The following is a 25,368-nucleotide window of genomic DNA, read 5'->3' on the forward strand; positions in this document are numbered from 1 at the left end:
CCGGAGCGTGTCGAACATCGCATATCCCCACCACCCACGGTAGATGTCATAAATGATGTGAGTTGATCTACTTTTCTCGCAGGCTCTTGGCTAGGGCCACCGTGTCCTCGGCCAGGACGGCTTGGGCATCGATGATGGGGAGGTCGGGGAGGGGGAAGGCCTCGTTGAGCACCGAGAGCTCCGTGCAGCCGAGCACCACGATGTCGCAACGGTATTTGGCCGCGAGGCTGTCGGACTTGTCGAGGAACGTGTCGATCACCGAGCGGTAGCGCCCCAGATCAAGCGGTCCGCCGCCCTTCACATCGTTGTAGATGAGCGAGTGGATGCGCGCCTGTAGCTCGTCATCCGGCTCGACGAACGTATAGCCGGCCGCTTCGATTTCGCGCTGGTAGAGCCCGATGTGGCGCGAGCCCTCGGTGCCCATGAACCCGACGCGCGGGTGCGTGGCGACGGGCAGGGTGGCCTTCATACGTTCCACGGCGCCGTGTGGCATGTTGAGGAACGGCACGTCGGTGAGCTTCTGCAGCCTCGGCAGCACGAAATGCGCGGTGTTGCAGGGGATGGTGATGAAGCTGGCGCCGATGGCCGTCGCCTTCGCCACGTCGTCGGCGAGCACGGGGAACGGGTCGTCGTCGCTGCGCCCCAGTATGAAGGCCGTGCGGTCGGGTATCGCGGCGTCGTTGAACACCACGTAGTCCAGGAACTCCTGGTCGGCCCGCGCGCCCGTCAACTTGTCGACGAGCCTGATATACGACTCAGTGGCCAACGTGCCCATGCCGCCCAAAACCGCGAAGAATGGCCTTCTCATTTGAGATTCCCCTTCTGCTTGAAGTACTGCGCGTAACGCTTCTTATAGATCGAGAACATATAGCGGATGAGCAGCCAGCGCATGAAGTGCCGGTCCTTCTTGTACTCAAGCGTCGTGCCCCAGTCGCCGTTCTTGATCATCTCAAGGCCGCGATCCTTGTCGGGCCCGTCGGCCACATACTGCTTGAAGATCGAACGCGGAATCTCCATCCACAGCTTGCCGCCCTTGCCAATCACGGTCTTGCGGTCGAAGGGCGTGTCCTCCACAAGGTCGTCGACGAAGCAGCGCGCGAGGTTGTAGCCGTTGAGCGTCACGAAATAGCTGGAACGCCCCTGACGCAGGTTGATCTCGAAAAGCTTGTAGGTGTGGTCGCGCTCATCATATTTCATGTCGAAATTGGCGACGCCCTGGTAGCCGATGTCCTCGAGGAAGTCCTTGATCTTCAGGCAGATCTCCTCGTTGTAGTCGGGGATGATGGCCGCGTAGTTGCCCACGGCCTCGGGCGTCGGGTCCTCGAGCAGCGGATGGCCGAGGAACATCATGCGCACGCGGTGGTGCTGGTCGACGTAGGCGTTGAGCACGCGCATGTGGCTGTCGTCGCCGGGGATGAAGTCCTGCAATATCATCTCGGCCTGGTAGCCGGCGTCGTAGGCCAGATTAATCAAGAGATCGAGCTCGTCGGGCGTCTCGATGACGAACGCCTTCTTGCGCCCCGGGAAGTCGATGTCGAGCCATGCGGCGGAATCGGCGGGCTTCATGGCGATGGGGAAGTCGAAGGGCAGGCTCTTGTATTCGCCGTGCGCCACACCCTCGCGCGTGAGCACCTTCGTCTTGGGGTAGGGCAGCCCATGGCGCTCGCAGGTCTCGTAGAACGTGTTCTTGTAGCTCAGCTGCCTGTTGAGCGCCGGGTCGAGCGTGTTGAAGACGAAATACGGCTTGAGCTCGGTTTCGGCGCGGCTCAGCAGGTTGGCGTAGACGTCGCCGCAGGGGATGAGCAGCAGCGTGGTGTCGGGGTGGTCGGCCTTCATCCGCTTGCCGTAGTCCACCAGCGCCTTCACGAAGGTCTTCGGCTGGTCGAGGCCTGGCACGATGTGCACGTCGATGATGCTGCTATAGCGCGTGGGCGCGAGCTGGAAATGCGCGAACGCCTGCGTCCTGATGCCGTAGGCCTCGTGGAAGGCGCGGGCCATGCCGTAGGCGTTGATATCGCTGCCAAGTAATACAGGTTGGAATTGCTTCATGATATGTCTCAAACCTCGGTGTGCTTATTTGCGGGATTCGCCGGAAACGCCGGATTGGGTGGATTCGCCGGGAACGCCGAACAGGCGGCGGACGGTCTGGGCGTCGCCCTCATAGGGGGCGTGCTTGCCATCGACCTTGAGCCACTGCTCCTCGCCCTTGCCAATCACCATGACGACGTCGAAGCCGTCATGCTCGCGGGCCTCGCGCACGGCCGTCTCGATGGCCTGCCCGCGGTCGAGCACGATGTTCACATCGAGCTTCGGGTCGGTGGCGCTCGCGGCCATCTCGCGGCAGATGTCGGCCGGGTCGTCGCGGTCGGGGTCGTCGGTGGTCAGGATGAGCCTGGCGACCCGATGCTGCGCGGCCTCCACGATCTCGCGCCTGCGGTCGTTGGCCTTGCCGCCGGCGGTGCCGGTGACCAGGGTGAGCCGGGGGTTGTGCTCGCCGTAGCGTTCCAGCGCGAAGTCGATGACGGCGGTGACGCTGGCGTAGTTGTGGGCGAAGTCGATGATGGCCGCGTTGCGCTCGTCGTGGCTGTCGCGGAACTGCTCGAGGCGGCCGGAGATGCGCACCTGCTCGAGGGCGTGGGCGGCCTCGGGATTGGCGTTGAGGTCGACGCCGGCGAGGCTGGCGATGGTGAGCGCGGCGGAGGCGTTGGCGTAGTTGAAATCGCCGTCCATGCGCAGGTGATAGACATCGTTTGCGGTAGCTCCGTTATTTGCGCCAGCGTTATTCGCAACGCTCGCGACGCTGATATGGAACGATGTCCGGTGCTTGTCGGCGGGCCAGGCCACGGTGTCGGCCGGTGTGCCGACGCTCTCGCCGCCGGTGTGCAGCGCGAACGTGGTCACCGGCACATGCGCGGCCGCCGCGTCCTCGGCGATGAGGTCGGCGTGGTCGCAGTCGGCGTTGAGCACGAAGGCACGGCTGTTGGACGCCAGCTGCCGCTTGCAGTAGAGATAGTCCTCGAAGGTCGGGTGCTCGATGGGGCTGATGTGGTCGGGGGAGATGTTGAGGAACGCCCCGACGTCGAAGGTGAGCCCGTAGACGCGGTCCACCTTGTAGGCCTGCGAGGAGACCTCCATCACCAGGTATTTCATGCCGTTATCGACGGCCTGGCGCATCATGCGGAAGGCGTCCATCGACTCCGGGGTGGTCAGGTTCGATTCGGTGTAGGTGTGCCCGTCCAGGCAGTTGTCGACCGACGAGAAGAGGGCCGCCTTGCCGCCGCTCGCGGCGTTGAGGATGGCCTGGGTGAAGTAGACGGTGGTGGTCTTGCCTTTTGTGCCGGTGATGCCGACCAGCGTCAGCTCGTCCTGCGGGCGTCCATAGAATTCGGCGGAAAGCAGGCTCATGGCCTTGCGGATGTCGCTGACGATGATGCCGGGCGCCGTGGTGTGGTCGCTGAATGGCGTCTCGGAGACGTAGGCCTTGAGCCCCTTGGCGTCGCAGCCGTCGAGATACGAGGCCTTGAACCGCCCCTTGCAGCACAGGATCGCGCCCGGCCCCACCTCGAGGCTGTTGTAGGTGATCGCCGAATAGGGCTCATCGGCGCCTTCGAAACGTGCCGGATCGCGTGACCACTGGTCGCCCTGGATGATCTCGCGCAGCAGATGGTGCGCCTCGAGCAGACGAGCAGCGGAAGTCAGAGTTAAAGCCATGCCGAACCTTTCTTGCCACACGTAAGGCTACCGCATGGTGTGGGCGAGAAGATGGTTGGAAAGCCTAGAGCCAGGTGTCGTTGACGGGCCTGCGGCCACGTGCCTGGAGCCACTTGTTGAAGGAGACGCGCCACTTCTCGTGCGCCTCGCGCTGCCAGCCCATCAGGTCGCTGAGCTTGAGCGAGCTGACCTGTGGGTAGAGCGTGGTCATCGGCTCTACGAGGTCGACGGCGGCGATGGTGTCGGCTGTGGCGTCGTGGAAGTCACCATGCGGGTTGACGCCGTAATACTCGGTGGTGTAGCTCAGGGTGCGCTTGCCTTTGCGATTGGAGACCTCGCGGTCGATGACCAGCGGGTCCACCACCAGAAGCTCGGCGGGCAGCGGGGTGAGGTTCCAGCGCCTGAGATCGCCGGCGATCATGCGTACGTCGAAGGGGGCGTTATAGGCCAGAAGCGGAATGTTCTTGCGTTGGGCGACGGTGATGAGCTCGCCAATCTGCTCGATGGCCTCGGTGGGCTCGGCGCCGTTGGCCTCGAGGAACTCGTCGGTGAAGCCGTTGACGCGGCTGGCGCCCGGATTCATGGGGTGATGCGGGTTGATGATCCATTCGGCCACGGTGTCGCCCTCGTAGCCCTTGCTGGGGTCTCGCAGCACGAGCGAGGCGGAGACGATGGCGTCGGAGGCGTGCGTGCCGGTGGTCTCGGTGTCGAAGCCGAGCAGCCACGAGTCGCCGAGCAAGGTGGTGGTCTCTTGCAGGGGCGCGGCGTCGATGGTAGTCAAAAGAGTTTCTTGCGTTGCGGTCATATCATCATTCTGCGCTCCAAAACCGACATTGCACTTGGAGCGAATATTTCCGGTTATGATAAAATCACATCGAATTTATTGTTGTATAACAGAACAGACGTTTCTTTGTATATTGTCTATATATTGTCTGATTTAGCGCTGTCGCAATCGACCTTACGCACGATTTCAAATTCCCGTGTCGGCTTCGCCATGCCTGGATTTCCAAGCGAAACAGGTCTTGTGAGGCACCGCTCGCGTACCCCCGTCCCTTTAGAATGATTGACGTGAATGATGGCGCGAACAATGAGCAGCATGAGACCATGGCCGAGAAGCGCGAGCGTTTCGAGAAGCTCGCCATGCCGGCCGTCGATTCGCTCTACCGCCAAGCGATGAAGCTCACCAACAACCCCGAGGACGCGCAGGATCTGGTGCAGGACGCCTACGAGCGCGCCTTTAAGGCGTTCGACAGCTTCCACCCTGGCAGCAACTTCGAGGCGTGGATGACCACCATCGAGCGCAACGCCTACTTCAACCAGTACGCCAAGGCCAAGCGCCGCCCCCAGCGCGCCAACGACTCCACGGGGGAGTACGACGATTGGGACATCTACTCCGCCTCCGACCATTCCTCGGAGGGCCTCAAGTCTGCCGAGCAGGAGTACTTGGACGGCTTCGCGCCCGCCGAGATCATGAAGGCGCTCTCCAAGCTCTCGCCCGAACGCCGCCAGGTGTTCATCGACACGGCCATCGACGGCAAGTCCTACAAGCAGGTCGCCGCCGAGCAGGGCATCAAGATCGGCACGGTGATGAGCCGGCTCAACCGCGCCAGGACCCAGCTCAAGGAGGAGCTCACCGAATACGCCAAGCAGCGCGGCTACAAAGTGGGCAACGCCACACAGGAGCCGAAGGGCGCGAAGGCCGCGAAAAGTGCCCGGCAACGTGCGGAAAATGCGACGGAAACGGCCAGTTCGTAATACATATTCACTGTCCGCGAACTCGGGGATGTTGTTTATGGGGCAGAATGTTGAGTTATATAACGGTGAAAACTTGGAAGCTTTGAACATTCGGAAGGCAAGGATTGAGGATGGAAAGGCAAATTGAGCACGGCAGCCGCGTGACGGTCAGCCAGCGGTCGGGCGACGCCTCGGTGCAGGTGAGCGTCACCGAGGTGGACGTGCGCGACGGCGATTGTTTCAACCCCGAGACCTGCTGCGACGCCCGCGAGAAGGCGCTGATCAACGAGCTGCGCGCCCTGCTGCGCCCCACCTGCGCACCGCAATGCCTCATCACGAGGCTCGAGGCCACGCTCGACCGCTGCTGCCTGGAGGACCAGGCCGGCGACGCCAAGGCCTCATGCGCCTGAACTGGCGCGCCTGGCGTTTCGGATATACTCGTATACTCACGTAACGCCTCAGGTGCAAACGATTCAGGTGCAAACGATTCAGATACAAGAAATGCCCCGCACGGTTGCGAGGCATTTTCGTTTTGTTTGCGATTCTGGCGCTTCTCACGCCGAAACCAACGACTCAGGCATTTGGCCTTTTGCCGTGGTTGGCCGCCTTTTTGCGGCGGGCCTTACGCTTGCGTCCGCGCATTCCCATGATGGACTCCTTTACACTCAATGAATAAGCCTTAGGTATTATCGCACGCTCTTTCGACTTCGCGTCGTACCTTTAAATTCTTGGTCGTTCCTGTCCCTAACATCTTCTTCCTGCCCTTAACGGTTCGTTCCTGCCCTTAATAGTCTGTTCCTGCCCTAAATACCACATTTTTCAACGCAAGAATGTGGTATTTAGGGCAGGAAGCGCATTTTAGGGGCAGGAAGAGTGACATTATCAGTCGGTCGACCCGCTGGTTTTCGTACGTTTGAAGTGTTCGGAATGTACGAAAACCAGCAGGCGTACCGATTAGCTGCGGCAGGTGCGCGTGTGGAAGTGGCGGCACCTATCCGTCGAAACGATTCGTGTGGCTCAACGCTGCTCGGCCTTGAAATAGAGGGTGGTGGAGGTGGTCTCGCCGGGCTTGATGACGATGAGGTCCTTGCCGCTGTTGAAAGCGTTGGCATAGGCGGTCTGCGGCTCGATGGCCACGCCCGCCGGGTGCGACTCGGGCGCGAAATGCGTGCCGGTGCACATCTGGAACGAGGTGATGGTGCTGTCGCCGCCGACGCTCACAGTCAGGCCGTCAGGGCGGGTGAGGTGCGCGAACGTGTTGCCGTCGGCGTCGCGCTCCACATCGGTCCAGGCGTCGTCGAAGGGCTGCTCGGTCAGAGCGGTGGGCTGGCGCAGGTCGTATTTGGTGCCGTCCACGGGCTCGGTGCCGGTGGGCAGCAGGCGGTCGTCGACGGTGACGTGCGTGCGCGCGGGGATGGTGACCTTGCACTGGGCGTTCTGGCCGTCGATCTCGTCGCCGTAGCCGTCGAAGCCGTTGGCGATCCACGGGTGGATGGCCATGGCCCAGGGCGCGTCCACGGTGTCGTTGTTGTGCGCGGTGAGGGTGAGGCTCAGGCCGTCGTCGCCTAGGCTGAACGTGGCGCGGACGGTGAGATCGAACGGATAACCCTTCATGCCGCCGGTGCGCCAGGTGAGCGCGACCTCGCTCTCCTCAAGGCGTTCCAGCTTCCAAAAGGCGCGGTAGCCGTAGCCGTGGATGGCGTTGTGGCGCTCGTGCTCGTCGATGGGCAGCTCGTAGGTCTTGCCCTCAAAGGTGTAGACGCCGTCGGCGATGCGGTTGGGGTAGGGGACGAGCAGCTGGCCGTTGCTGCACGGCACGGTCTTGTCCGGGTCCCACGAGGCGATCATGTCTTTGCCGCGGTAGGTGAGTTTGCGCAGCGTGGCGCCGAGCTCGGTGACCACCGCAGTGTAGTCGCCGTGGGTGATGGTGTATTGCTGGCCCGAGCGAGGGGGCAGAAGGGAAGATGCCATTATCGACTCCTGAGATGAAAACGTTGTTGTTATCGTTCACTATTCTACGCGGGAGTATGTGCGTAACATCACTCGGGATTTCGCGTTGGCCGGCGTGTTTCGGCCTGTAATTTCGCCGCTAAGCCTCAACACTCCGAAGCGCTCTTGCACATGCACTTTCAGGAGCCTCGAAAGCCTCACCAGGTGCCGATTTTGGCGACCTTCGCTCCGAGCACTTTCACCAGGTCATGTGGGTTGACTCCTACGCTGAAGCCGCGCTTGCCGCCGGAGACCAGAATCTCATCGAAATCCATCGCGCTCTCGTCGATGACGGTCTGGTGTTTGGTGCGCTGGCCCAGCGGTGAGATGCCGCCGACCACGTAGCCGCTTTCGCGCTGCGCCACCTTGGGGTCGGCCATGGCGGCCTTCTTCGCGCCCACGGCGGCCGCGAGATCTTTCATATCGAGATGGCCGCTCACCGGCACCACGCCGATCACGCGCTCCGAGCCCGTGTCGGCCATCAGCGTCTTGAACGCCTGATGCGGGTCGATGCCCAGCTTCTCCGCGCCCTCGAGCCCGTACCCCTCGCTCATGTGGTCGGAGGAGTGCTCGTACTCGTAGATCTTGAACGGTATGCCCGCCTCGGTCAGCTCGCGCGTCGCCGGCGTGGAGGCCGTGCCCGCCGCTTTCTTGTGCTTCTTGCTCATACCTGCAAGTCTAACCATCTTGTATTTCCAGCTTTCGGCCTGTGTTCCTCACAAATCGTGAATCATGAATTTCGCAATCGAATCGAGGATGCCGAATCTGTGGACGGGTGAGAATCGGTTCGTTTTCACCGGTTGATGTGTCTGAAGTGCGTTGCGAGGTCTTGAGAAAAGGCGAACCGCATGATGCACTATGAACCGGAGTATCAAAAAGGTCCCGTCCAAATGGAGGGGACCTTTTCGTATGAATCACGTCGTGGCGTCAAACGCCTCGCGTGGTTTAGCTCACTTGCTGATTTCGGCGAAGTAGAGCAGGGTGCGGATCATGTTGCAGGTGAAGCCGTACTCGTTGTCGTAGAAGGCGACCGTGCGGGCCAGCGTCGTGCCGTCGATGGTGTTGACGTCGGTCTGCGTCGGGTCGAAGACGCCACCGTGGGTGTCGCCGATGATGTCGGAGGTCACGATGCTATCAGCGTTGTAGCCGAAGGTGTCGTTGTTCTCGAAAGCCTTCTTGGCGGCGGCGTTGATGTCGTCGGCGGTGACTTCCTTGTCGAGCACGGTGAAGAGCTCGGTGATGGACCCGTCCGGGACCTGCACGCGCTGGGCGTGGCCCTGCAGCTTGCCGTTGACCGAGGGGACGACCTTGCCGATGGCCTTGGCGGCGCCGGTGGAGTGCTCGATCGTGTTGACCGCGGAGGCGCGGTTGTTGCGCGGCTTGGAACCACGGGGGCCGTCAAGCAGCATCTGGGTGCCGGTGTAGGCGTGGATGGTGGTCATGAAGCCGACCTTGATGCCGAACTGGTCGTCGAGCAGCTTGACGAGCGCCGCGAAGGAGTTCGTGGTGCAGGAGCCGGAGGAGACGATGTTGTCGGTGGGCTTCAGGATCTCCTGGTTGACGCCATAGACGACGGTCGGGGTGGTCTCGTCCTTCGCCGGAGCGGAGATGAGGACCTTCTTGGCGCCGGCGTCCAGGTGGGCCTGGCTCTTCTCGGCGGAGGTGTAGAAGCCGGTGCACTCGAGCACGAACTCGACGCCATCGTTCTTCACCCACGGAATGTTGCGGGCGTCCTTCTCGGCGTAGACCTTGTATTCCTTGCCGTCAACGACGATCGCGTCATCGGTGGACTTCACGTCGACCGGGGTGCCGTCATCGTGACGGAAGGTGCCGTGGGTGCTGTCGTACTTCAGCAGATAGGCGAGCATGGAAGGCGTGGTCAGATCGTTGATTGCTGCGACCTCGATGTCACCGGCCTCGCCGCCGCGCGCCTGCAGCTCGAAGATGCGACGGAACGCAAGACGACCGATACGGCCGAAACCGTTAATACCAATCTTTACTGTCATGTGATTCTCCCTGTGGAATCGGCCAGGGCGCGGAGTCGCGCCAATGACCTTTATTTACCAACGAGTCTTATTTTAATCTGTCAGCTGTACTAAAAAGGGCTGTTTGCCATGCTTCTGGCAGAAAACCCACCAAAACGGTGTTAGCGCTAACAACGATTGGGCGTTTTACCAACATGCCGTTGCTCGCCAGCGTTTCGAGCTGCTCGTCCTCGCTCATCCCGGGCAGCTTGTCTTTGAGCTTGAGCTCGCGGTAGGGCATGCCGGAGGTGTTGAAGAAGCGCTTGAGGGGCAGGCCACTCGCCTTCCACCAGCGGCGCAGCTCCTCGACGGTGGGATTGTCGGTTTTGATGTTGCGCTCGGTGAAGTCCACGTTGTGCTCGCCCAGCCACTTGCGGGCTCTGGCGCAGGTGGTGCAGTGGTTGTAGCAGACGAAGAGCGCCTTGCCGTCCCATTGCGCCGGGTCGGGGGTTGGGACTTGGGTTGAAGTCGTTGGTTTTTCTGCGTTGGTCATCGTAGATCCTTTCATCGCGCCGTTGCTTCGAGTCTAGATTCCGCCTGAGTGTCTTGAAAGGGCGAAATGCCGCGAATCGTGAATTCTCATGTGCAATGGGCGACAAAACGCTCGTGATGGGCATCTATTATCGCTTATCGTCGTTTCCATTCCAGTTGACTTCCGAACTGGATGAATCCGAGCGTTGCCGCCTCGTGAGTGTGTTGATTGTTCCAGTCCGGGTTCGGAGTGGATGTATGCGTCCGCTGGCAATTGGTGAGTGTCTTGATCGTTCCAGTCAGGTTTCGAGCTGGATATATGCATTCGTTGGTGATTGGTGAGCGTAGGGATACGCCCAGTTCAGCTTTGGAGTGGACACAGCTGTGCGATGAGGTGGCGGTGTGCGAACGAGTGGGCGATCAGCGCGAAGGATTGAGGAGGGAGGAGACTTCGGAGGCCAAGGGGCCCAGCGTCTCGGCGGGGGAGACTGTGGTGGAGAACGCCGGGAAAATCGCCTCGATGGGGAAGGTGACGATGAGGGTGCCGTCCGAGACGCTGATGGAGGCCGGCCGCCCGGCAAGCAGCTCGTTGCTCACGCCGAGCACGGTGTCGCTGCGCATCGTGCCGTTTTCGAGCTCGTATTTGAGCCCCGTTTCGGTGACCCCGCGCGAGACGTCGGAATGCGAGAACACCGAGACCATGCGGTTTGTGGTGTTGGCGCTTGTTCTGTCCTTCTGTGGGTTTTGAGCGTCGCGGTTGATTTGGGCAGTCGCTGAAGAAGCCGTATCGGGAGTCGCAACGTGAGTTTCGGCATCTTGACTGTTGGAAATCGTCGAATGAGGGCTCGGGGCATCGCTATCGGCCGGCAAAGCGTTGGCGGGGAAGTGGAGCGACCCGTTGCAGATTGAGGTGACCACGCTGCGCCTTCCGAAGAGCATGCCGTGGCCGCCGTTGTGAGCCAAAAGCGCGAGCATCTGAATGTTGGCGATGGTGTGGTCGATGCGGCCGCCGAGCCCGCCGTAGATGCGGAAGCTCCTGAAACCCCGCGCCCAGCCGGCCTTCAATGCCGAAAGCATGTCGGGATCATCGTGCTCGGGCGGCAGCTTGATGGTCTCCACCCCTTGCGGAGCCCGCACGTTCGCGGAATCAAAGTCCCCGATGACCAAATCCGGTTGGATTCCCAACCCGCGCACATGGTTCAGTCCCCCGTCGGCCACGATGACAAAGGCGTTTTCCGGCAGTTCGCCACCGCGCGGCTCGTTGCCGTAATAGGTGCCGGCCGCAAAGATGACGCAAGGCTTCAAAAAGGTCATACCCCGATTCTAGACGGTGCGGCTGTGCTCGCTCCGTACTTGTCGAAGGATATTTGGAACTCGGTCACAAACCTTAAGTCCGTAGGTATGGTATTATTAAGTTTTGGCTTGAGAAATCAAGAAAGTGGGTGCGCCCCACCTGGAAGCTTGTCGTAGCTTCGGGTTCAAGGCATTCCTTGACTTTTGCCGGGAATCGGAAGTCTGGCCTTTGCGCCGGCTCCGCCGTGCCGATAATGATTCGGCATGTGTGTTTTGAATTCATTGTTGCGATTGACGCCATGGCTGTTGAAACCGTGAAGCGTCGCAAGACTTCCGGATGATGACGCGTCCAACGGAGCAAGGATTGGAGTTCATCATCAGCGCAGAACCACGGATTAACGACGAGATACGCGTCTCCCAAGTACGCCTGATCGGCCCGAACAGCGAGCAGGTGGGTGTCATCGCGACCTCGGTCGCATTGAACCTGGCGAAAGAGGCGAATCTCGATTTGGTCGAGGTGGCGCCGAATGCGAAGCCTCCCGTCGCCAAGCTCATCGACTACGGCAAGTACAAGTACAACGAGAAGATCAAGCAGCGTGAGGCCCGTCGTAACCAGAGCTCCGCGGAGATCAAGGAGATCCGGTTCAGGCTCAAGATTGACGAGCATGACTTCGAGACCAAGAAGGGCCACGTCATCCGTTTCCTCTCCAATGGAGACAAGGTGAAGGTCACCATCATGCTGCGCGGCCGTGAGCAGTCCCGCCCGATTGGTGGCGTGGAGCTCTTGCAGCGGCTGGCCGATGAGGTCTCCGAGTATGGCACCATCGAGTTCTACCCGAAGCATGAGGGCCGCAACATCTTCATGACCTTGGCTCCCAAGGGCAAGAAGGTGCACACCCAGTCCGAGCAGCGCCGTCGTGGCGCCGAGTCCCGCGCCGAGCGCCAGGCCCGCCAGAAGGCGCGCCTCGAGGCCAAGCAGCAGGAGCAGGCCAAGGAAGTGAAGGAGGCCAAGGCCGCCGTCAAGTCGGTGGACGCCGAGAAGCCCGCCGCTCCCAAGGCCAGCAAACCCGCCCAGGCCAAGCCCGCGAAGAGCGCCGAACCCAAGGCCTCCAAGCCCGCCGCCAAGAGCGCCGCGCCCAAGGCCGCAACGCCCGCGAAACCGGCGAAGCCAGCCAGCAAGCCGGCCAAGCCCGCGCCGCAGCGCAAACCCAAAGCTCCGAGCCCCAAGGGCAAGAAGTAAGGCCCAGCAAACAACACTTTGCGTGCCTCGGTTCAAGCCGGGGAGCGCAGGGCCATCAAACAGGATTTGATACCCCAATACAAGGAGGGCAGCAATGCCAAAGATGAAAACAAACTCCGCCGCGAAAAAGCGCGTCCGCGTCACTGGCTCGGGCAAGCTGATGCAGGCCGGCAGCGGAATGCGCCACAACCTGGAACACAAGTCCGCCCGCAAGCGCCGCAACCTTTCGCGCGACCAGGTGCTCGCCCCGGCGCAGAGCAAGAACATGAAGAAGCTGCTCGGCCGCTGACCGCAGCTGACACCAGTCTTAGACGTCAATAGAAAGCTAGAGGAAATATTATGGCACGTGTCAAGCGCGCAGTGAACGCCCACAAGAAGCGTCGCGTCGTTCTCAAGAGGGCTTCGGGCTACCGTGGCCAGCGTTCCCGTTCGTACCGTCGTGCGAAGGAACAGCTGCTCCATTCATTTAACTACAACTACCGCGACCGCAAGGCCCGCAAGGGTGACTTCCGCAAGCTGTGGATCCAGCGCATCAACGCCGCCGTCCGCGCCCAGGGCATCACTTACAACCGCTTCATGCAGGGTCTGCACCTCGCCGGCATCGAGCTCGACCGCCGCGCGCTGGCCGAACTGGCTGTCAGCGATCCCGACACGTTCAAGACCATCGTCGACCAGGCGAAGGCCGCCCTGCCCAAGGACGTGAACGCCCCGGTCGCCGCCTGAGAGCGCGAAACCGATCGCTCGCTTTCCCTCTCTGATTCCGAATTCGTTCGCCGTCATGCTATGCGCATGATAGCGAATGTCGGATGAGAGGGGAGCGCAGACACCTGGTTGGCGAGGTGTCGGGGCTGAAAGGCCCCAAGTGAGAACGCTAACGTTTTAAACCCGCGAAAGCGGGTTTTCTTATGCCCGAGTAGGGCTGAGGGGCTGTCATGCAAAGGTGTGTGCTAAGTCACGTCAAAGTTTTACGCTGTTAGTTGAAATAAAGTTTTTACGGGAGTGTTGCCTGCGTCAAGCGGATATTTGATGTGTGGTTTGACGTTAATTTGACTGCAAACACTGGATAGACATATTGAATTACTTATTCTAGTACATTTTTCCTGAGATATCCTCAATTTCAAACATATTAATTATGGATGAATAAAAATACCCGCATTTTGCCTTACACTCGGAAATAGAAATGATTGCATCGTGGGAATCATCCCCACCCGATCTAGGTGAGTGGCATTATGAGGCGGACGTCAAGGTTTGACCACCTGAGGAGAGCGGCATGGGCCGCCCTCTGCACGGTGTGCGTCGCCCTCGCCCCCATGCTCGGAGCCCTCGTCTCCATGAACGCCGGCGACCCGTCTACCTCCACGACCGCCGTGGCCTACGCCGACGAACCCTCCACCCAGGCCGTGGAACCCATCGACTACAAGCCCAAGCTCTACAAGATGCTGGGCTACAACAAGCAGATCGACACCGACTACGACCAGCTGCGCATGGACTTCGTGCTGCGCGTGGCGCACGGCCAGATCAACCCCGACAGCCCGGAGAATTGCGCCTCGGGGGTCTCCGGCTCCGGCCGCAGCTGCGGTTTGCAAATCAAGTACAACTACCATGCCTTGCCCGGAGAAACGGCAACTAAACTGGACTATCTCAACACGCAGGCGGGCGGGCTCGCCACGGCCGTCGGCGCGGCGCTTTGGGCCAACAACAAGGACGAGAAATACACCATTCATTCGATGATGAACAATGGCGCCTACGACTACCTGAGCATCTCCATCGAAGCCAACATCGACTATTCCGACACTCCCAGCAAGACGGTGCTCGGCGGAGTCACCACCCCGCAGTACGTCTTCGCCCAGGTCAAGGAGCCGGGGCAGTCGGCGTTCAACAACGACCAGACGGATTCGCCCTACGTCACCAACATCGCGGCCAACTACCCGGCCAAGCTCTACAACGGCTCCTGCGACTCCAGCGGGTGCAACGGCCCACGCGCCTTCGTCGGCTACAACACCACACCACTGCTCACCGGCAGCGGGCAGGCGAACTGGGGCATGGTCACCGACAACGGGCTGGCCATCGGCAGCTTCTCGCTCGGCGATGGGTGGGCCCCGCCGAAAACCTTCTTCACTTACTGGTACAACCCATCCGGCTCCTATGGCTGCTCGAGGGTCAGCAGCTACTACTTCCAGTGGTTCGGGCTCAAGAACGGCAAGGATTGGGTGCCCGTCAGCGATCTGACGCCCCATGCCCAGTCGGTGACGCAGGTCGCCCGCAATGGTGACCCAACGACGCCTCTGCTGGGAGTCAACACGAACGGAGCTTTCAATGCACCTGACCTGCCTAACCGGCACATCATCTCCTTGCAGGGGCCGCTTGGCTCTCCAAGCCCGGCGCAGCTGGCCGATGGCTCCATCAACTTCAAGAAAGCCAAGGAGACCCAGAACCTCGACGGCTACTTCAAGCTCGTGACCTGGCCGGTAACCACCAACCAACCCGGCTACAGCACTGACTGCTCCACGGCGGCCAACAAGAGCGTCTACAACCCGCTGGCCGACTATCCAAACGGCGTCCTCGAGGGCATGACCAGCGAGGAGATCAACTCCATCATGGACACCGGCTGGACCATCGACACGGTCTACTACAAGTACACCCTGCCCGTGGTTGAGCCGCCCGTGATCACCACTCCGACCAACAACTCCTATTCACCCACCGTGCACCCGACCATTTCCGGCACTGGTGAGCCCGGTCATATCGTTTACCTCTACGCCGAGGATCCAAGCAAGCCGATCTTGCCCGGCAATCCGGACGACCCCGACACCCGAGGGCGTTATGTGGGGGAGGCCACGGTCGACGAGAATGGCAATTGGTCCATCGTCGACAACGACAACGCGGTGACCGACGGCCAGGTGCGTTACCACGCCTGGCAAACCGAACAGGAGACCGGCTCCGAGATCGCCTCGATATTCTCCAACATCCAGACCGTGAAATTCGGCGTCGACGCGGCGCCGGTGGTCAGCCCGGCGGTGACCGTGCCGCACACCAAGCGTGCGGAGAACGGCCAGCTCGAGCCCGGGGCCATGGTGCACATCACCGGCACGGCGGACCCGCTGCTGCCCGGCGACACGCTCAAGGTCTACGCCTCGCACGCCACCGCGGCCAACATCGCCACCGTGGCCAGCACCCCGCCCGACGAGAGCGACCTGATGGGCGAATGCACGCAGACGCTCACCGCGGCCGGATCGCAGGGTTGGTCGTGCGACGTGAGCCCCTCGTTCTTCCTTTCCGAGACCGCGGAGGGCGAGACCTACCTCTTCCGCGCCAAGCTCGTCAACTCCTCGGGTGTGGAATCCGGCCTCTCCACGGGCACCACGCTCGTGACGGTGGACATGACCCCGCCGCAGCTGGCCATCAGCCCCAGCTCCAACAACCAGACGATCAGCGGCACCGCCTATAGGCTTACGCCCGGCAGCGATCCGGAGGCCGGCGTCACGATTCTCGTGGTGTGGCCCGACGGGACCACCGGCACCACCACCGTGCAGACTGACGGCACCTGGTCCATCAACGTGCCCCCGGGCATGACGACCTCCGGGCAGGTCAAGATCGCCGCCGACGACACCGAGACCAACGAGTCCGGCTGGCTCTATTACGAGCTGACCGTGCCCGCGCCGGCCAAGGATCTGCCGATGACCGGCGACTGGAGCAAGCTGCCCTGGATCATCGCCGGAGTCGTCCTGCTGCTCATGGCGATCGGGACCGGCGTGTCCATGGTTGTCGAACGTTCCAGCGAACACGGAAAGGCGGTGGATGATCCCTAATTCCATGGTCTTGAGGGCGGCGCTGCTCTGGGGTCCATGGCCCTGCGCGCCGCCCGGCATCCATCCGCATGTCATGTCGCGCGAACGGGTGAAGGAAAGACGGAAACACAGACATGAGTGATAACGCATATCAATCACAGCGATAAGAAAAGAAAGACTTCGCGCAAGGTAGCGGTTCAGAGGCCATGCGCCAGGTAAGAAAAGGAAATAACCATGAATGTCACAACAGGATTGAAGCGTGGGGTCGGCGGCTTGGCTGCCGCGGCCGTCATGCTGGCTCTGGCCATGGTGCCATCGGGGTCGGCCATGGCCGACCAGGTCAACGTCAACACGTCCGCCACGTCCACTTTGACGATCAACGGCACGAACAAGACGATGATCGGGCATCACTTCAAAGCCATACAACTGGCCGCATACCAAAATGCCCAGGCGAATGCCGGAGGGAAACTGACCTCGGTTTCGGTCTCTTCGACAGGAGATTTGGAGACGGCGCTGAAGGCCGCCTATAAGGTTGCCAACGGTGGCGTGGATATCGACTCCTCAAAGGGCACCAATGTGATGGCGCAGGTCGCGACGCAATGGCTTGGCTTCCCCTCTTCCAGTTCGTCCAACGAGGATGAGACGTCGATCATCCCTGGCACGGGTTGGCATGGCGCGAATGGTCAGCTCCGTGACTTCGTCACCAGCCTGATGAACCAGACGGATATCCAGAGCAAGATCAATTCGAGCAGTTACACGGCCGCTGGGCCTACCAGCGGAACTCCTGACAGCACTCCGGCCACAGCCACGTTCACGAATTTGCCCATAGGCCTTTACCTCATGGTCGATGACACGGCCGGGACCAACCCGGTGTCCGGCACTTCGGCCCCGGCGGCCATCCCGATGCTTGCCGGCACCACGCTCTGGTCCACAGCTCCGACGGAGTACACATACTTCTCGGAGGATGCGGACGAGGCGCTGCCGCTTGGCCAAGTGGACATGAAGACCAATGTGCCGACCATCAAGAAGAAGCTCGTGGCCCCGGCCAACGGCTCGGCCTCCATCGGCGACCAGGTGACCTACCAGCTCATCGGCAGCGTGCCGCTGACCACTGGCTACACCCACTACACCTACAAGCTCACCGATGTGCCTGGCGCGGGCCTGACCTACGTCCCGAACACGGTGTCGGTGCAAATCGTCACCAACGAGGGCGACACCACTCCGGTGGCCACGATTCCGACCGCCAATTACACGGTTACAACCCCGTCGACGCCTCCGGCCGATGGAGAAGAAGTGGTCTTCAACCTTTCGCCGGCCATGGTCTCGATCGGATCCAACTACTATGGCAAGTACATCCGTGTGCAGTACAACATGAAGCTCAACAACAACGCCACGCACACCAACATCGGCAACGGCTTCAAGCTTGCCTATTCCAACGATCCCGGCCACCAGCCGAGCAACGACAACGGCGATGACACTGGTGGTAACGGCACCGTCACCATCATCGACCAGACCAGCCCTGGCGAGCAGATTCCGACGTACTACTACAACTTCCAGATGGAAGTGCAAGCCAAGATCGATTCGAGCACCAAGCTCTCCGGAGCGGTATTCGAGATCATCGACCCCACCACCGGCAACCCGATGAAGTTCCGGAAGCTGGGCGACGGCAATTATAAGAAGGTCGATATTGACACCCCGGCGGCCCCGGACATCTTCACCAGCGTGGTCTCCGCCACCGGAGGCCTCGGAGGGCCGAATGACCTGGCGCAAGGCCAAATCAAGATCGACGGCGTGGGCGCCAACACCTACACGGTCAACGAGCTCACCGTGCCCACCGGCTACGGCCAGGCGTTCGCCTCCAGCTTCACCGTGCATATCGATGTGGCATCGCCGAACTCGCTCACACAGCCCGAGTACTCCAACTCCTATGATGTGTGGCACTTGGTCACCGAGGCCACCTGGCCTTACGGTGACGCCGACACTCACTTCATCCCCGTGCAGGAGGTCACCTCCTTCGCGCAGCTGCCGATCACCGGTGGCGCGGGAGCGATTGTGGTGGCCCTCGCGGTCGTCGCGCTGCTTGGTGGCGCGGGTGCGATCTACATCTACACCCGCCGCAGCGAGAAGTCGCTGAGCCAGGAGGCCTGACGGCTGGTCCGGTGAAGTCAGCTTGCCGAAGCCGACTCTGCCTAGGCTGACCCACCGAAATGGGTCGATACATGGCGAAGGCCCGTGTCCCTCCGACGCGTTGTGATGATGCGCCGGGCGGCGCGGGCCTTTCGCTTGGTTTCCCGGGTTCTCGAAGACAATCGGGGATATCGGATGCACTGAATTTATAGCGGTATCTTTGGCCGTATTGTTAGCGGTATTTCGGCCGGTATCTTGGTCGAGCGATAATGAATATCGGATGGATGACGGCTTGAGGCCATATAGGCGAGAGGGGAGTGGTGACCGTGCTGGAAACGAACCAGGCCACAGGCGACATGCCACAGACCGCCATCTCGTCTTTCCCGCAAACGGCGCCAACCACTGCAGAACCTGTATCTCCGCTTGTTCCCCCGACGTTCGCGCAGATCTTGGAGCAGGGCAAGCGGCACTATGTCGTCATTCGCAGCAAACGCCGCTTCATCAGTTTCCTCAAGGCCATGATGGCCCTGTGCGTGGTGACCGCCATCGCCCTGGTGCTGTGGCTGCCGGCCAACCAATACGTCAACGCGCGCCAGCAGGAGGCCGAGGCCGTGGCGGCGATGAACCGCGTGCAGAAATGGCCGCGTGGCAAGATCGCCGAGGAGCTCGCGGAGGTTCAGCGATACAACGCCGACATCGCCGCCAGCCGGCAGGATTCGATGGGGGAGTTCGCCGACCCCTTCGCACCGGGTGTGGGCGCCACAGGGCATAAGCGGGTCGTGACGCAATCGGAGCGCGACGTCCGATACCAAAGCCTGCTCAACGTGGGTGGCGGGGTGATGGGCGTCATCCGCATCCCCAAGATCTCGCTGAAACTGCCGATCTACCACGGCACGTCCGACGAGGTGCTCGACAGAGGCGCGGGGCATCTCTACGGCACGAGCCTGCCCGTGGGTGGCGCCTCGACTAACAGCGTGCTCACCGGGCACCGTGGCAGGCCCAACACGCTGTTGTTCACCAGGCTTGACCAGCTCGACAAGGGCGATGTGGTCTATATCAATGCGCTCGACCACACCTTTGGCTACCAGATCACCGCGATCCATGTGGTCAAGCCCACCGACACGCACCTTTACAAGGTGGTGCCCGGCAAGGACCTGCTCACGCTCATGACTTGCACCCCCTATGGTGTCAACTCGCACCGCCTGGTGCTCACCGCTGAGCGTCGGCCCATCCCCAAGGCGATTCCCTACCCGGACGACGCGCGGGGCGACGGGGTGCTGCGCGGGTCGGTGACGGCGCTCGCGCTGCTGGCGCTGGGAGTGCTCGCGCTGGTGGTGGCGCACCGGCGTAAGTGGCCGATGCGGCATGCCACGCGCAAGGCCGCTGGGAAGTGAAGTGGCGAAGCGGCATTATTTGGTTTTTTCCACGGCGAAGTCGCACGAAACCGTACGAAGTCAGGCAATGAGGTGAGAATGGAGCCATGAACGGATCTGACGCGCTGCTGGAGCAGTTCCTCGCGCATATCGACGTGGAACGCGGGCTGGCCAAGGCCACGGTGAAGGCGTATCAGGCCGATATCCGCAAATACCTCGGCTGGCTGGATGAGCAAGGCGTCGCCGATCTGGATCATGTGACCACCGACGATGTGGAGGGCTATATCGCCTCGCTCGACCAGGCCGGGGAAAGCGGGCGCAGCAAGGCCCGGCGACTGGCCAGCGTTCACGAGTTCCACAAGTTCGCGCTCGCCCAAGGCGTGGTGGCCGACGACGTCTCCGCGCGGGTGAAGGCGCCCAAGGCCGGCGGCCACCTGCCCGATGTGCTGAGCGTCGACGAGGTCTCGCGCCTGCTCGACGCGGCGGCGATGGGAGGCTCCGGCGACCCGGTGGTGTTGCGCGACAAGGCGCTGCTCGAGTTCATGTATGCCACGGGATGCCGCGTCTCCGAGGCCGTGGGCGCGAATCTCAACGATGTGGACTTCGACGAGCGCGTGGTGGTGCTCACCGGCAAGGGCTCCAAGCAGCGGCTCGTGCCGCTCGGCCAATACGCGCTCAAGGCGTTGCGGCGGTACTTGAAGGAAGGTCGTCCGGAGCTCGAGGTCAAGGCGAAAGGCTCGAGGGAGCGCCGGGCGATCTTCCTCAACAAGCGCGGCCGGCGCATCTCGCGCCAATCGGTGTGGGAGGTCGTCAAGAACGCGGGGGAGCGCGCCCATATCGCCAAACCGCTGCATCCGCACACGCTGCGCCATTCCTTCGCCACGCACCTGATCCAGGGCGGGGCCGACGTGCGTACGGTGCAGGAGCTGCTCGGCCACGCTTCGGTGACCACCACGCAGATCTACACGCATGTGAGTCCGGAGAACCTCATCGAGACTTACCTCACCGCCCATCCAAGGGCGCGGTGAGCAGTTCGGAACGAATGGCGCGCGCGTCTATTACCATGGAACCAGAAGGTTCGTGCGATGGAGCGTGGTGAGTATGGGTACAGGCAACAATCCCCAGAAGTCAGGTGTTGACAAGCCGAAGGGGCAATACCGTGATGGCGGGTTCAGCGAGGCCAGATGGCGTGGTGAGGAGCAGCCCAAGCACGTGGTGCAGGGCAAGCTTTCGATTCCCGGCACGATCAAGGTCAAACCCGTCGAAGACGCGGTGAACAGGCCCCTTGATAAAATGAAAGGCATGCCTACCGATCTTCTTGGACGCCAGTATGAGACTTTTCCCGCACCAATGCCGCTCGACCACCATGGCCCCGCGCGCATCATCGCCATGTGCAACCAGAAGGGCGGTGTGGGCAAGACCACCAGCTCCATCAACATCGCGGGCGCGCTGAGCCAGTACGGTCGCCGCGTGCTCATCGTCGACTTCGACCCGCAGGGCGCCGCCAGCGTGGGCCTGGGCATCAACGCCAACACCGTCGACAACACCATCTACACCGCCCTGTTCGACTCCACCGTGGACGTGCACGACGTGGTGCAGCACACCGAGTTCGACGACATCGACGTGATTCCCGCCAACATCGACCTCTCCGCCGCCGAAGTGCAGCTGGTCACCGAGGTCGGCCGCGAGCGGATCCTGGCCGGCGTGCTCGAAGGCGTGCGCGACGAATACGACGTCATCATCATCGACTGCCAGCCCTCGCTCGGCCTGCTCACGGTCAACGCACTGGCCGCCGCCGACGGCGTCATCATCCCCGTGGCCGCCGAGTTCTTCGCGCTGCGCGGCGTGGCGCTGCTCATGCAGTCGATCGAGAAGGTGCGCTCGCGCATCAACCCCAACCTCGAGGTCTTCGGCGTTTTGGTGACGATGTACACCCCCACGCTGCATTGCGAGGAGGTGCTGCAGCGCATCTACGAGGCCTTCCAGGAGAAGGTCTTCCATTCCGTGATCTCCCGCTCCATCAAGCTGCCCGACTCCAACGTGGCCGCCGCGCCGATCACCATCTACGCGCCCAACCACAAGACCGCCAAGGAATACCGCGAGACCGCACGCGAGCTCATCGCGCGTGGCATCGTGGAGTGACGCCGGGGCGTGTGCGTGGTGTTGCGTGGGCATGACCAGAAAACGAATAGGGCGATGAGGTGCCATGGCTGAGGTCGTGTCGCCGCAAGCCGCGGCGGGTGCTGAGGACGCTGGAGTTGTCGGGGTTGTTGCTAATGCCAATGCCGTTGCCGACACCAATGCTGGCGTTAGCGCGAAGGTCGCCGTGGATGCCACGGCTTCCGATACTGCCACCGGCGCTTCGACCGGAAGCGCCGAAAATGTTGAGGTCGCCGAATCGAAGAAGCGCGTTTTCTCGGTTAATCTGAACGTCTATTCCGGGCCTTTCGATGCGCTGCTCTCGATGATCGCCGACCGCCGGCTCGAGCTGACCGAAGTTTCTCTGGCCGCCATCACCGGTGAATTCATCGATTACGTGCGTGGTCTCGACATGGCGCGGGACATGGATGAGATCAGCGCTTTCCTCGATGTGGCCTCTGTTTTGATCGAGGCGAAAAGCGCCTCGCTGCTGCCCGGCGACGAGAACGGCGAGCGTGACGAGCAGAGCATGGAGGCCCTGCGCGAACGCGACCTGCTGTTCGCGCGCCTGGTGCAATACCGGGCTTTCAAACGGGCCGCCGATGATTTCAGAGCCCGCTTGGCCGAGAATTCCGGGCGGTTCCCGCATCCGGCCTTCGCCGATGAGGCCATCGCCGCGATGCTGCCGGAGCTGGCCTGGACGCTCGGGCCGCAGGAGCTGGCGAAGATCGCGGCCGAGGTCTTCTTGAACGCGCCGGCCGACCAGGTCTCGCTGCATCAGCTGCACGTCTCCCAAGTCGATTTGAAGGAGCAGTCGCGGATCGTGCGCCAACGGTTGCGTGGGCTCGAGCCTGGTTCGTCGATGACATTCGCCGAGCTGGTGGCCGATACTTCCAGCAAGCTTGAGGTAGTGGCGCGCTTTTTGGCGATTCTGCTCTTCTTCAAGCAGGGCGTGGTGCAATACAAGCAATCGGGCCCGTTCGAGGACCTCAACCTGCGCTGGATGCCGGGCGACGGTGCCGGCGATGACGGTGCGGATGACGACGATGACATGGTGGAGATCAGCGAGGGGGATTTCGCATGAGCGAGGCGACGGAGCAGACGGTGAATTCCGTCTCGGAGGATGAGACGATGAACGTTTCGGCGAATACTTTGGAACAGAAGGCGACCGATAACGCCGAGGATATGCGGCCTGCGGGCAAGACGGCCGCGGGCTCACGGCCCGAATACGTCGATTTCAGCGTCGACGACTTCCCGGGTGGGCTGCGCGCGTGCCTCGAGGCGATTCTGATGGTCGCCGATCAGCCGCAGACCAGCGAGGATCTGGCCCGCGTGCTGGCTCTCGACACGCAAGACGTGGAGACGGCGCTGGGGGAGATGAGGGCTGATTACGACGGCGACGAGGCTAGGGGAGTCGCGCCCAGAGGCTTCGAGCTGCGCCACACCGCCCGTGGCTGGCAGTTCGCCAATCGCGCCGTCTTCGAGCCCGTCGTCTCCGCCTTCGTCACCGACGGCCAGACGGCCCGGCTTTCGCAGGCGGCCCTGGAGGCGCTGGCGATCGTGGCCTACAAGCAGCCCGTCACCCGCGCCCAGATTGCGGCCATCCGCGGGGTCAACTCCGACGGCGTGGTGCGCGCGCTCAACGTGCGCGGGCTCATCCGCGAGAACGGCACCGATGAGGACTCCCACGCCGCGCTGCTGGTCACCACCGGCCTCTTCCTCGAGAAGATGGGTTTGGAATCGATCGACCAGTTGCCCCAGCTCGCGCCGTTCATGCCCCCTGAGGGCGACGTGGTGAATCAGGCGCGCGACTAGTCCGGCGAAGTGGGCGCGGAGATCTGATCTCAATCATGCCTCGTCGTGGCGATTGCCCGCGGCGAGTAAGGCGTTAAGTGGGTGCCTTGAGTGTTAAGTGGGTGCCTTACCAAGCCCAAACCGCGAAAAATAAAGTGCTTTTGGGGATATTCTGACAAAACGGCACCCACTTAAGCTCCAAGGCACCCACTTAACGTCCAAACTTCCACGCAGCTTAGTGCAAGGTCATTCATAGAGCTGGAAATGTCTGCTAAATCATATAGTTTCAGTTATAGTCATAATGACTATTAATGCTATGCTGAACACGAGGCCACAGGGTTTCCAAGGTCGGATGTGGCGAACCTCCGGGAGGAAGATATGACAGCAACATTCACGGCTCCGTCGGTCGACGAGATCATCGCCAGGCTGGGAGCGACAAGCACGTGCGACGCGGGTCTGACGAAGGACCCGTGGGCTTTCGAATCCACCAAGCCGAGCTATGGGCCCGGCGCCTCGATGCGCGACCGGCTGCCCGCCGACGCGCCCCGCCAGCAGCCGCTGCCGGCCGAATACCGCAACGCCTCCGACGAGGAGCTGCAACAGCGCATCGTCGAGGCGAAAAACAAGCTCGGCAAACGGTTGCTGATTCTCGGCCACTACTACCAGCGCGACGAGATCGTCAAGCACGCCGACTTCGTGGGCGACTCCTTCCAGCTTTCCGAGAACGCGACCACCTGTCCCGACGCGGACTACATCGTTTTCTGCGGCGTGCACTTCATGGCCGAGACCGCCGACATCCTCTCTACCCCCGAGCAGGCCGTCTCGCTGCCCAACCTCTCCGCCGGCTGCTCGATGGCCGACATGGCCAACATCGACCAGGTGGAGGACTGCTGGAGCCAGCTTGAGCAGATCGTCGGCGCGAATCCCGACGCCGATGGCAAACAGCAGATCGTGCCGGTGACCTATATGAACTCGTCGGCCGCGCTCAAGGCCTTCTGCGGGCGCCACGGCGGCATCGTGTGCACCTCGTCCAACGCGCGCACCGTGCTGGAGTGGGCCTTTGAACGGGGCAAGCGCGTGCTCTTCTTCCCCGACCAGCACCTCGGGCGCAACACCGGGCGCGCCATGGGCATCCCGCTCGAGAAGATGCCGATGTGGGACCCGTACAAGCCGCAGGGCGGCATCGACGACCCGGCCAAGTATGACGCCGCGAAGATCATCCTGTGGAAGGGCTTCTGCTCCGTGCACCAGCGCTTCACCGTCGAGCAGATCGACCGCGCCCGCAAGGCCTACCCGGGCGTCAAGGTGATCGTGCACCCCGAGTGCCCGATGGACGTCGTGGAGGCCGCCGACGGCGTGGGGTCCACCGCCTACATCGTCAAGGCCATCGAGGAGGCTCCGGCCGGCTCCACCATCGCGGTGGGCACCGAGATCAACATGGTCAACCGCCTGGCCGCCGAGCACCCCGACAAGACCGTCTTCTGCCTCGACCCGGTGGTCTGCCCCTGCTCGACCATGTACCGCATCCACCCGGCCTACCTCGCTTGGGTTTTGGAGAATCTGGTGGCGGGCAAGGTGGTCAACCGCATCACCGTCGACGACAAGACGGCCAGCGAGGCCAAGGTGGCGCTGGAGCGCATGCTCAATGCTCGTCCGCGCGCGTAGTGACGCCTGTAGTGATCGATAGG

The 25,368-nt window shown here is 61.9% G+C and carries 21 protein-coding genes and 1 pseudogene; 13 read left to right on the top strand and 9 right to left on the bottom strand.

All coding sequences use genetic code 11. The features are described 5' to 3' along the window. Positions 1-67: 67 nt before the first annotated feature. The 4 genes from OZY47_RS02640 to OZY47_RS02655 all read right to left on the bottom strand — a co-directional run bounded on the left by OZY47_RS02640 (position 68) and on the right by OZY47_RS02655 (position 4,516). Positions 68-808, bottom strand: coding sequence for an amino acid racemase (locus tag OZY47_RS02640; protein ID WP_277178478.1), 741 nt, complete (start codon positions 806-808; stop codon positions 68-70). Further along, a complete protein-coding gene (locus OZY47_RS02645; RefSeq protein WP_277178481.1) occupies positions 805-2,049 on the bottom strand; it encodes a carboxylate--amine ligase in 1,245 nt (414 codons plus the stop codon). The genes OZY47_RS02640 and OZY47_RS02645 overlap by 4 nt, the downstream gene beginning before the upstream one ends. 24 nt (positions 2,050-2,073) lie before the next feature. Next, positions 2,074-3,711, bottom strand: a complete 1,638-nt coding sequence (locus OZY47_RS02650; RefSeq protein ID WP_277178483.1) for a UDP-N-acetylmuramoyl-L-alanyl-D-glutamate--2,6-diaminopimelate ligase — start codon at positions 3,709-3,711, stop codon at positions 2,074-2,076. A gap of 64 nt (positions 3,712-3,775) precedes the next feature. Continuing rightward, positions 3,776-4,516: an exonuclease domain-containing protein gene (locus tag OZY47_RS02655; protein WP_277178485.1), complete on the bottom strand. Its 741-nt coding sequence runs from the start codon at positions 4,514-4,516 to the stop codon at positions 3,776-3,778. A 299-nt stretch (positions 4,517-4,815) separates the two neighbouring features. Between OZY47_RS02655 and OZY47_RS02660 the strand changes: the two genes are divergently transcribed. Together OZY47_RS02660 and OZY47_RS02665 are read left to right on the top strand one after the other, a co-directional pair. Continuing rightward, positions 4,816-5,466 (top strand): sigma-70 family RNA polymerase sigma factor, encoded by a 651-nt coding sequence (locus tag OZY47_RS02660; protein WP_277179092.1) that lies wholly within the window; start codon positions 4,816-4,818, stop codon positions 5,464-5,466. 110 nt (positions 5,467-5,576) lie between these two features. Next, positions 5,577-5,855, top strand: coding sequence for a hypothetical protein (locus tag OZY47_RS02665; protein WP_277178487.1), 279 nt, complete (start codon positions 5,577-5,579; stop codon positions 5,853-5,855). Positions 5,856-6,462: 607 nt separating this feature from the next. Here OZY47_RS02665 and OZY47_RS02670 read toward each other — a convergent pair. The 5 genes from OZY47_RS02670 to OZY47_RS02690 form a co-directional block, all read right to left on the bottom strand. Then, on the bottom strand, positions 6,463-7,416 hold the full coding sequence (locus OZY47_RS02670) for an aldose 1-epimerase family protein (protein WP_277178489.1): 954 nt from the start codon (positions 7,414-7,416) through the stop codon (positions 6,463-6,465). Positions 7,417-7,592: 176 nt separating this feature from the next. Beyond that, positions 7,593-8,102: a Cys-tRNA(Pro) deacylase gene (ybaK, locus tag OZY47_RS02675; RefSeq protein WP_277178491.1), complete on the bottom strand. Its 510-nt coding sequence runs from the start codon at positions 8,100-8,102 to the stop codon at positions 7,593-7,595. A gap of 282 nt (positions 8,103-8,384) precedes the next feature. Next, on the bottom strand, positions 8,385-9,440 hold the full coding sequence (gene gap / locus OZY47_RS02680; RefSeq protein WP_277178493.1) for a type I glyceraldehyde-3-phosphate dehydrogenase: 1,056 nt from the start codon (positions 9,438-9,440) through the stop codon (positions 8,385-8,387). 67 nt (positions 9,441-9,507) lie between these two features. After that, on the bottom strand, positions 9,508-9,951 hold the full coding sequence (locus OZY47_RS02685; RefSeq protein WP_277178495.1) for an arsenate reductase family protein: 444 nt from the start codon (positions 9,949-9,951) through the stop codon (positions 9,508-9,510). Positions 9,952-10,349: 398 nt separating this feature from the next. Further along, on the bottom strand, positions 10,350-11,243 hold the full coding sequence (locus OZY47_RS02690; protein WP_277178497.1) for a thiamine diphosphokinase: 894 nt from the start codon (positions 11,241-11,243) through the stop codon (positions 10,350-10,352). Between the two features lie 319 nt (positions 11,244-11,562). Between OZY47_RS02690 and infC the strand changes: the two are divergent. From infC to nadA, 11 genes and pseudogenes are all read left to right on the top strand, one after another. Beyond that, positions 11,563-12,243 (top strand): annotated as a pseudogene (infC, locus tag OZY47_RS02695) (translation initiation factor IF-3); the annotation flags it as partial. Between the two features lie 313 nt (positions 12,244-12,556). Beyond that, positions 12,557-12,751, top strand: a complete 195-nt coding sequence (gene rpmI / locus OZY47_RS02700) for a 50S ribosomal protein L35 (RefSeq protein ID WP_277178499.1) — start codon at positions 12,557-12,559, stop codon at positions 12,749-12,751. A 50-nt stretch (positions 12,752-12,801) separates the two neighbouring features. Next, a complete protein-coding gene (gene rplT, locus OZY47_RS02705) occupies positions 12,802-13,185 on the top strand; it encodes a 50S ribosomal protein L20 (protein ID WP_277178501.1) in 384 nt (127 codons plus the stop codon). 506 nt (positions 13,186-13,691) lie between these two features. Then, a complete protein-coding gene (locus tag OZY47_RS02710; protein ID WP_277178503.1) occupies positions 13,692-16,268 on the top strand; it encodes a hypothetical protein in 2,577 nt (858 codons plus the stop codon). A 213-nt stretch (positions 16,269-16,481) separates the two neighbouring features. After that, a complete protein-coding gene (locus OZY47_RS02715; protein ID WP_277178505.1) occupies positions 16,482-18,395 on the top strand; it encodes an isopeptide-forming domain-containing fimbrial protein in 1,914 nt (637 codons plus the stop codon). Between the two features lie 305 nt (positions 18,396-18,700). Continuing rightward, the gene (locus OZY47_RS02720) at positions 18,701-19,768 is read left to right on the top strand and encodes a class C sortase (protein ID WP_277178507.1); all 1,068 of its coding nucleotides are present in this window, start codon (positions 18,701-18,703) and stop codon (positions 19,766-19,768) included. A gap of 86 nt (positions 19,769-19,854) precedes the next feature. Further along, on the top strand, positions 19,855-20,775 hold the full coding sequence (gene xerD / locus OZY47_RS02725; RefSeq protein WP_277178509.1) for a site-specific tyrosine recombinase XerD: 921 nt from the start codon (positions 19,855-19,857) through the stop codon (positions 20,773-20,775). Positions 20,776-21,049: 274 nt separating this feature from the next. Continuing rightward, positions 21,050-21,889 carry an AAA family ATPase gene (locus OZY47_RS02730; RefSeq protein WP_277179094.1) on the top strand — a complete coding sequence of 280 codons (840 nt, stop codon included), beginning with the start codon at positions 21,050-21,052 and terminating at the stop codon, positions 21,887-21,889. A gap of 64 nt (positions 21,890-21,953) precedes the next feature. Then, positions 21,954-22,970, top strand: a complete 1,017-nt coding sequence (locus tag OZY47_RS02735) for a segregation/condensation protein A (RefSeq protein ID WP_277178511.1) — start codon at positions 21,954-21,956, stop codon at positions 22,968-22,970. Between the two features lie 101 nt (positions 22,971-23,071). After that, positions 23,072-23,701: an SMC-Scp complex subunit ScpB gene (gene scpB, locus OZY47_RS02740; protein WP_277179096.1), complete on the top strand. Its 630-nt coding sequence runs from the start codon at positions 23,072-23,074 to the stop codon at positions 23,699-23,701. A gap of 357 nt (positions 23,702-24,058) precedes the next feature. Continuing rightward, entirely contained in the window at positions 24,059-25,345 is a 1,287-nt protein-coding gene (nadA, locus tag OZY47_RS02745; RefSeq protein WP_277178513.1) for a quinolinate synthase NadA, read from the top strand. Positions 25,346-25,368: the final 23 nt, after the last annotated feature.

It is taken from the genome of Bifidobacterium sp. ESL0790 (assembly GCF_029395435.1).
Classification (GTDB): Bacteria; Actinomycetota; Actinomycetes; order Actinomycetales; family Bifidobacteriaceae; genus Bifidobacterium.

Excerpts from the sequence above, each read along its gene's own strand:
- OZY47_RS02735 (WP_277178511.1), top strand. The coding sequence starts at position 21,954 with ATGGCTGAGGTCGTGTCGCCGCAAGCCGCGGCGGGTGCTGAGGACGCT.
- OZY47_RS02660 (WP_277179092.1), top strand. The coding sequence starts at position 4,816 with ATGGCCGAGAAGCGCGAGCGTTTCGAGAAGCTCGCCATGCCGGCCGTC.
- rpmI (WP_277178499.1), top strand. The coding sequence starts at position 12,557 with ATGCCAAAGATGAAAACAAACTCCGCCGCGAAAAAGCGCGTCCGCGTC.
- OZY47_RS02650 (WP_277178483.1), bottom strand. The coding sequence starts at position 3,711 with ATGGCTTTAACTCTGACTTCCGCTGCTCGTCTGCTCGAGGCGCACCAT.
- OZY47_RS02690 (WP_277178497.1), bottom strand. The coding sequence starts at position 11,243 with ATGACCTTTTTGAAGCCTTGCGTCATCTTTGCGGCCGGCACCTATTAC.
- OZY47_RS02655 (WP_277178485.1), bottom strand. The coding sequence starts at position 4,516 with ATGACCGCAACGCAAGAAACTCTTTTGACTACCATCGACGCCGCGCCC.
- OZY47_RS02730 (WP_277179094.1), top strand. The coding sequence starts at position 21,050 with ATGCCTACCGATCTTCTTGGACGCCAGTATGAGACTTTTCCCGCACCA.
- OZY47_RS02640 (WP_277178478.1), bottom strand. The coding sequence starts at position 808 with ATGAGAAGGCCATTCTTCGCGGTTTTGGGCGGCATGGGCACGTTGGCC.
- OZY47_RS02715 (WP_277178505.1), top strand. The coding sequence starts at position 16,482 with ATGAATGTCACAACAGGATTGAAGCGTGGGGTCGGCGGCTTGGCTGCC.
- OZY47_RS02670 (WP_277178489.1), bottom strand. The coding sequence starts at position 7,416 with ATGGCATCTTCCCTTCTGCCCCCTCGCTCGGGCCAGCAATACACCATC.
- OZY47_RS02645 (WP_277178481.1), bottom strand. The coding sequence starts at position 2,049 with ATGAAGCAATTCCAACCTGTATTACTTGGCAGCGATATCAACGCCTAC.
- nadA (WP_277178513.1), top strand. The coding sequence starts at position 24,059 with ATGACAGCAACATTCACGGCTCCGTCGGTCGACGAGATCATCGCCAGG.
- xerD (WP_277178509.1), top strand. The coding sequence starts at position 19,855 with ATGAACGGATCTGACGCGCTGCTGGAGCAGTTCCTCGCGCATATCGAC.
- OZY47_RS02710 (WP_277178503.1), top strand. The coding sequence starts at position 13,692 with ATGAGGCGGACGTCAAGGTTTGACCACCTGAGGAGAGCGGCATGGGCC.
- ybaK (WP_277178491.1), bottom strand. The coding sequence starts at position 8,102 with ATGAGCAAGAAGCACAAGAAAGCGGCGGGCACGGCCTCCACGCCGGCG.
- scpB (WP_277179096.1), top strand. The coding sequence starts at position 23,072 with ATGCGGCCTGCGGGCAAGACGGCCGCGGGCTCACGGCCCGAATACGTC.
- rplT (WP_277178501.1), top strand. The coding sequence starts at position 12,802 with ATGGCACGTGTCAAGCGCGCAGTGAACGCCCACAAGAAGCGTCGCGTC.
- OZY47_RS02665 (WP_277178487.1), top strand. The coding sequence starts at position 5,577 with ATGGAAAGGCAAATTGAGCACGGCAGCCGCGTGACGGTCAGCCAGCGG.
- gap (WP_277178493.1), bottom strand. The coding sequence starts at position 9,440 with ATGACAGTAAAGATTGGTATTAACGGTTTCGGCCGTATCGGTCGTCTT.
- OZY47_RS02685 (WP_277178495.1), bottom strand. The coding sequence starts at position 9,951 with ATGACCAACGCAGAAAAACCAACGACTTCAACCCAAGTCCCAACCCCC.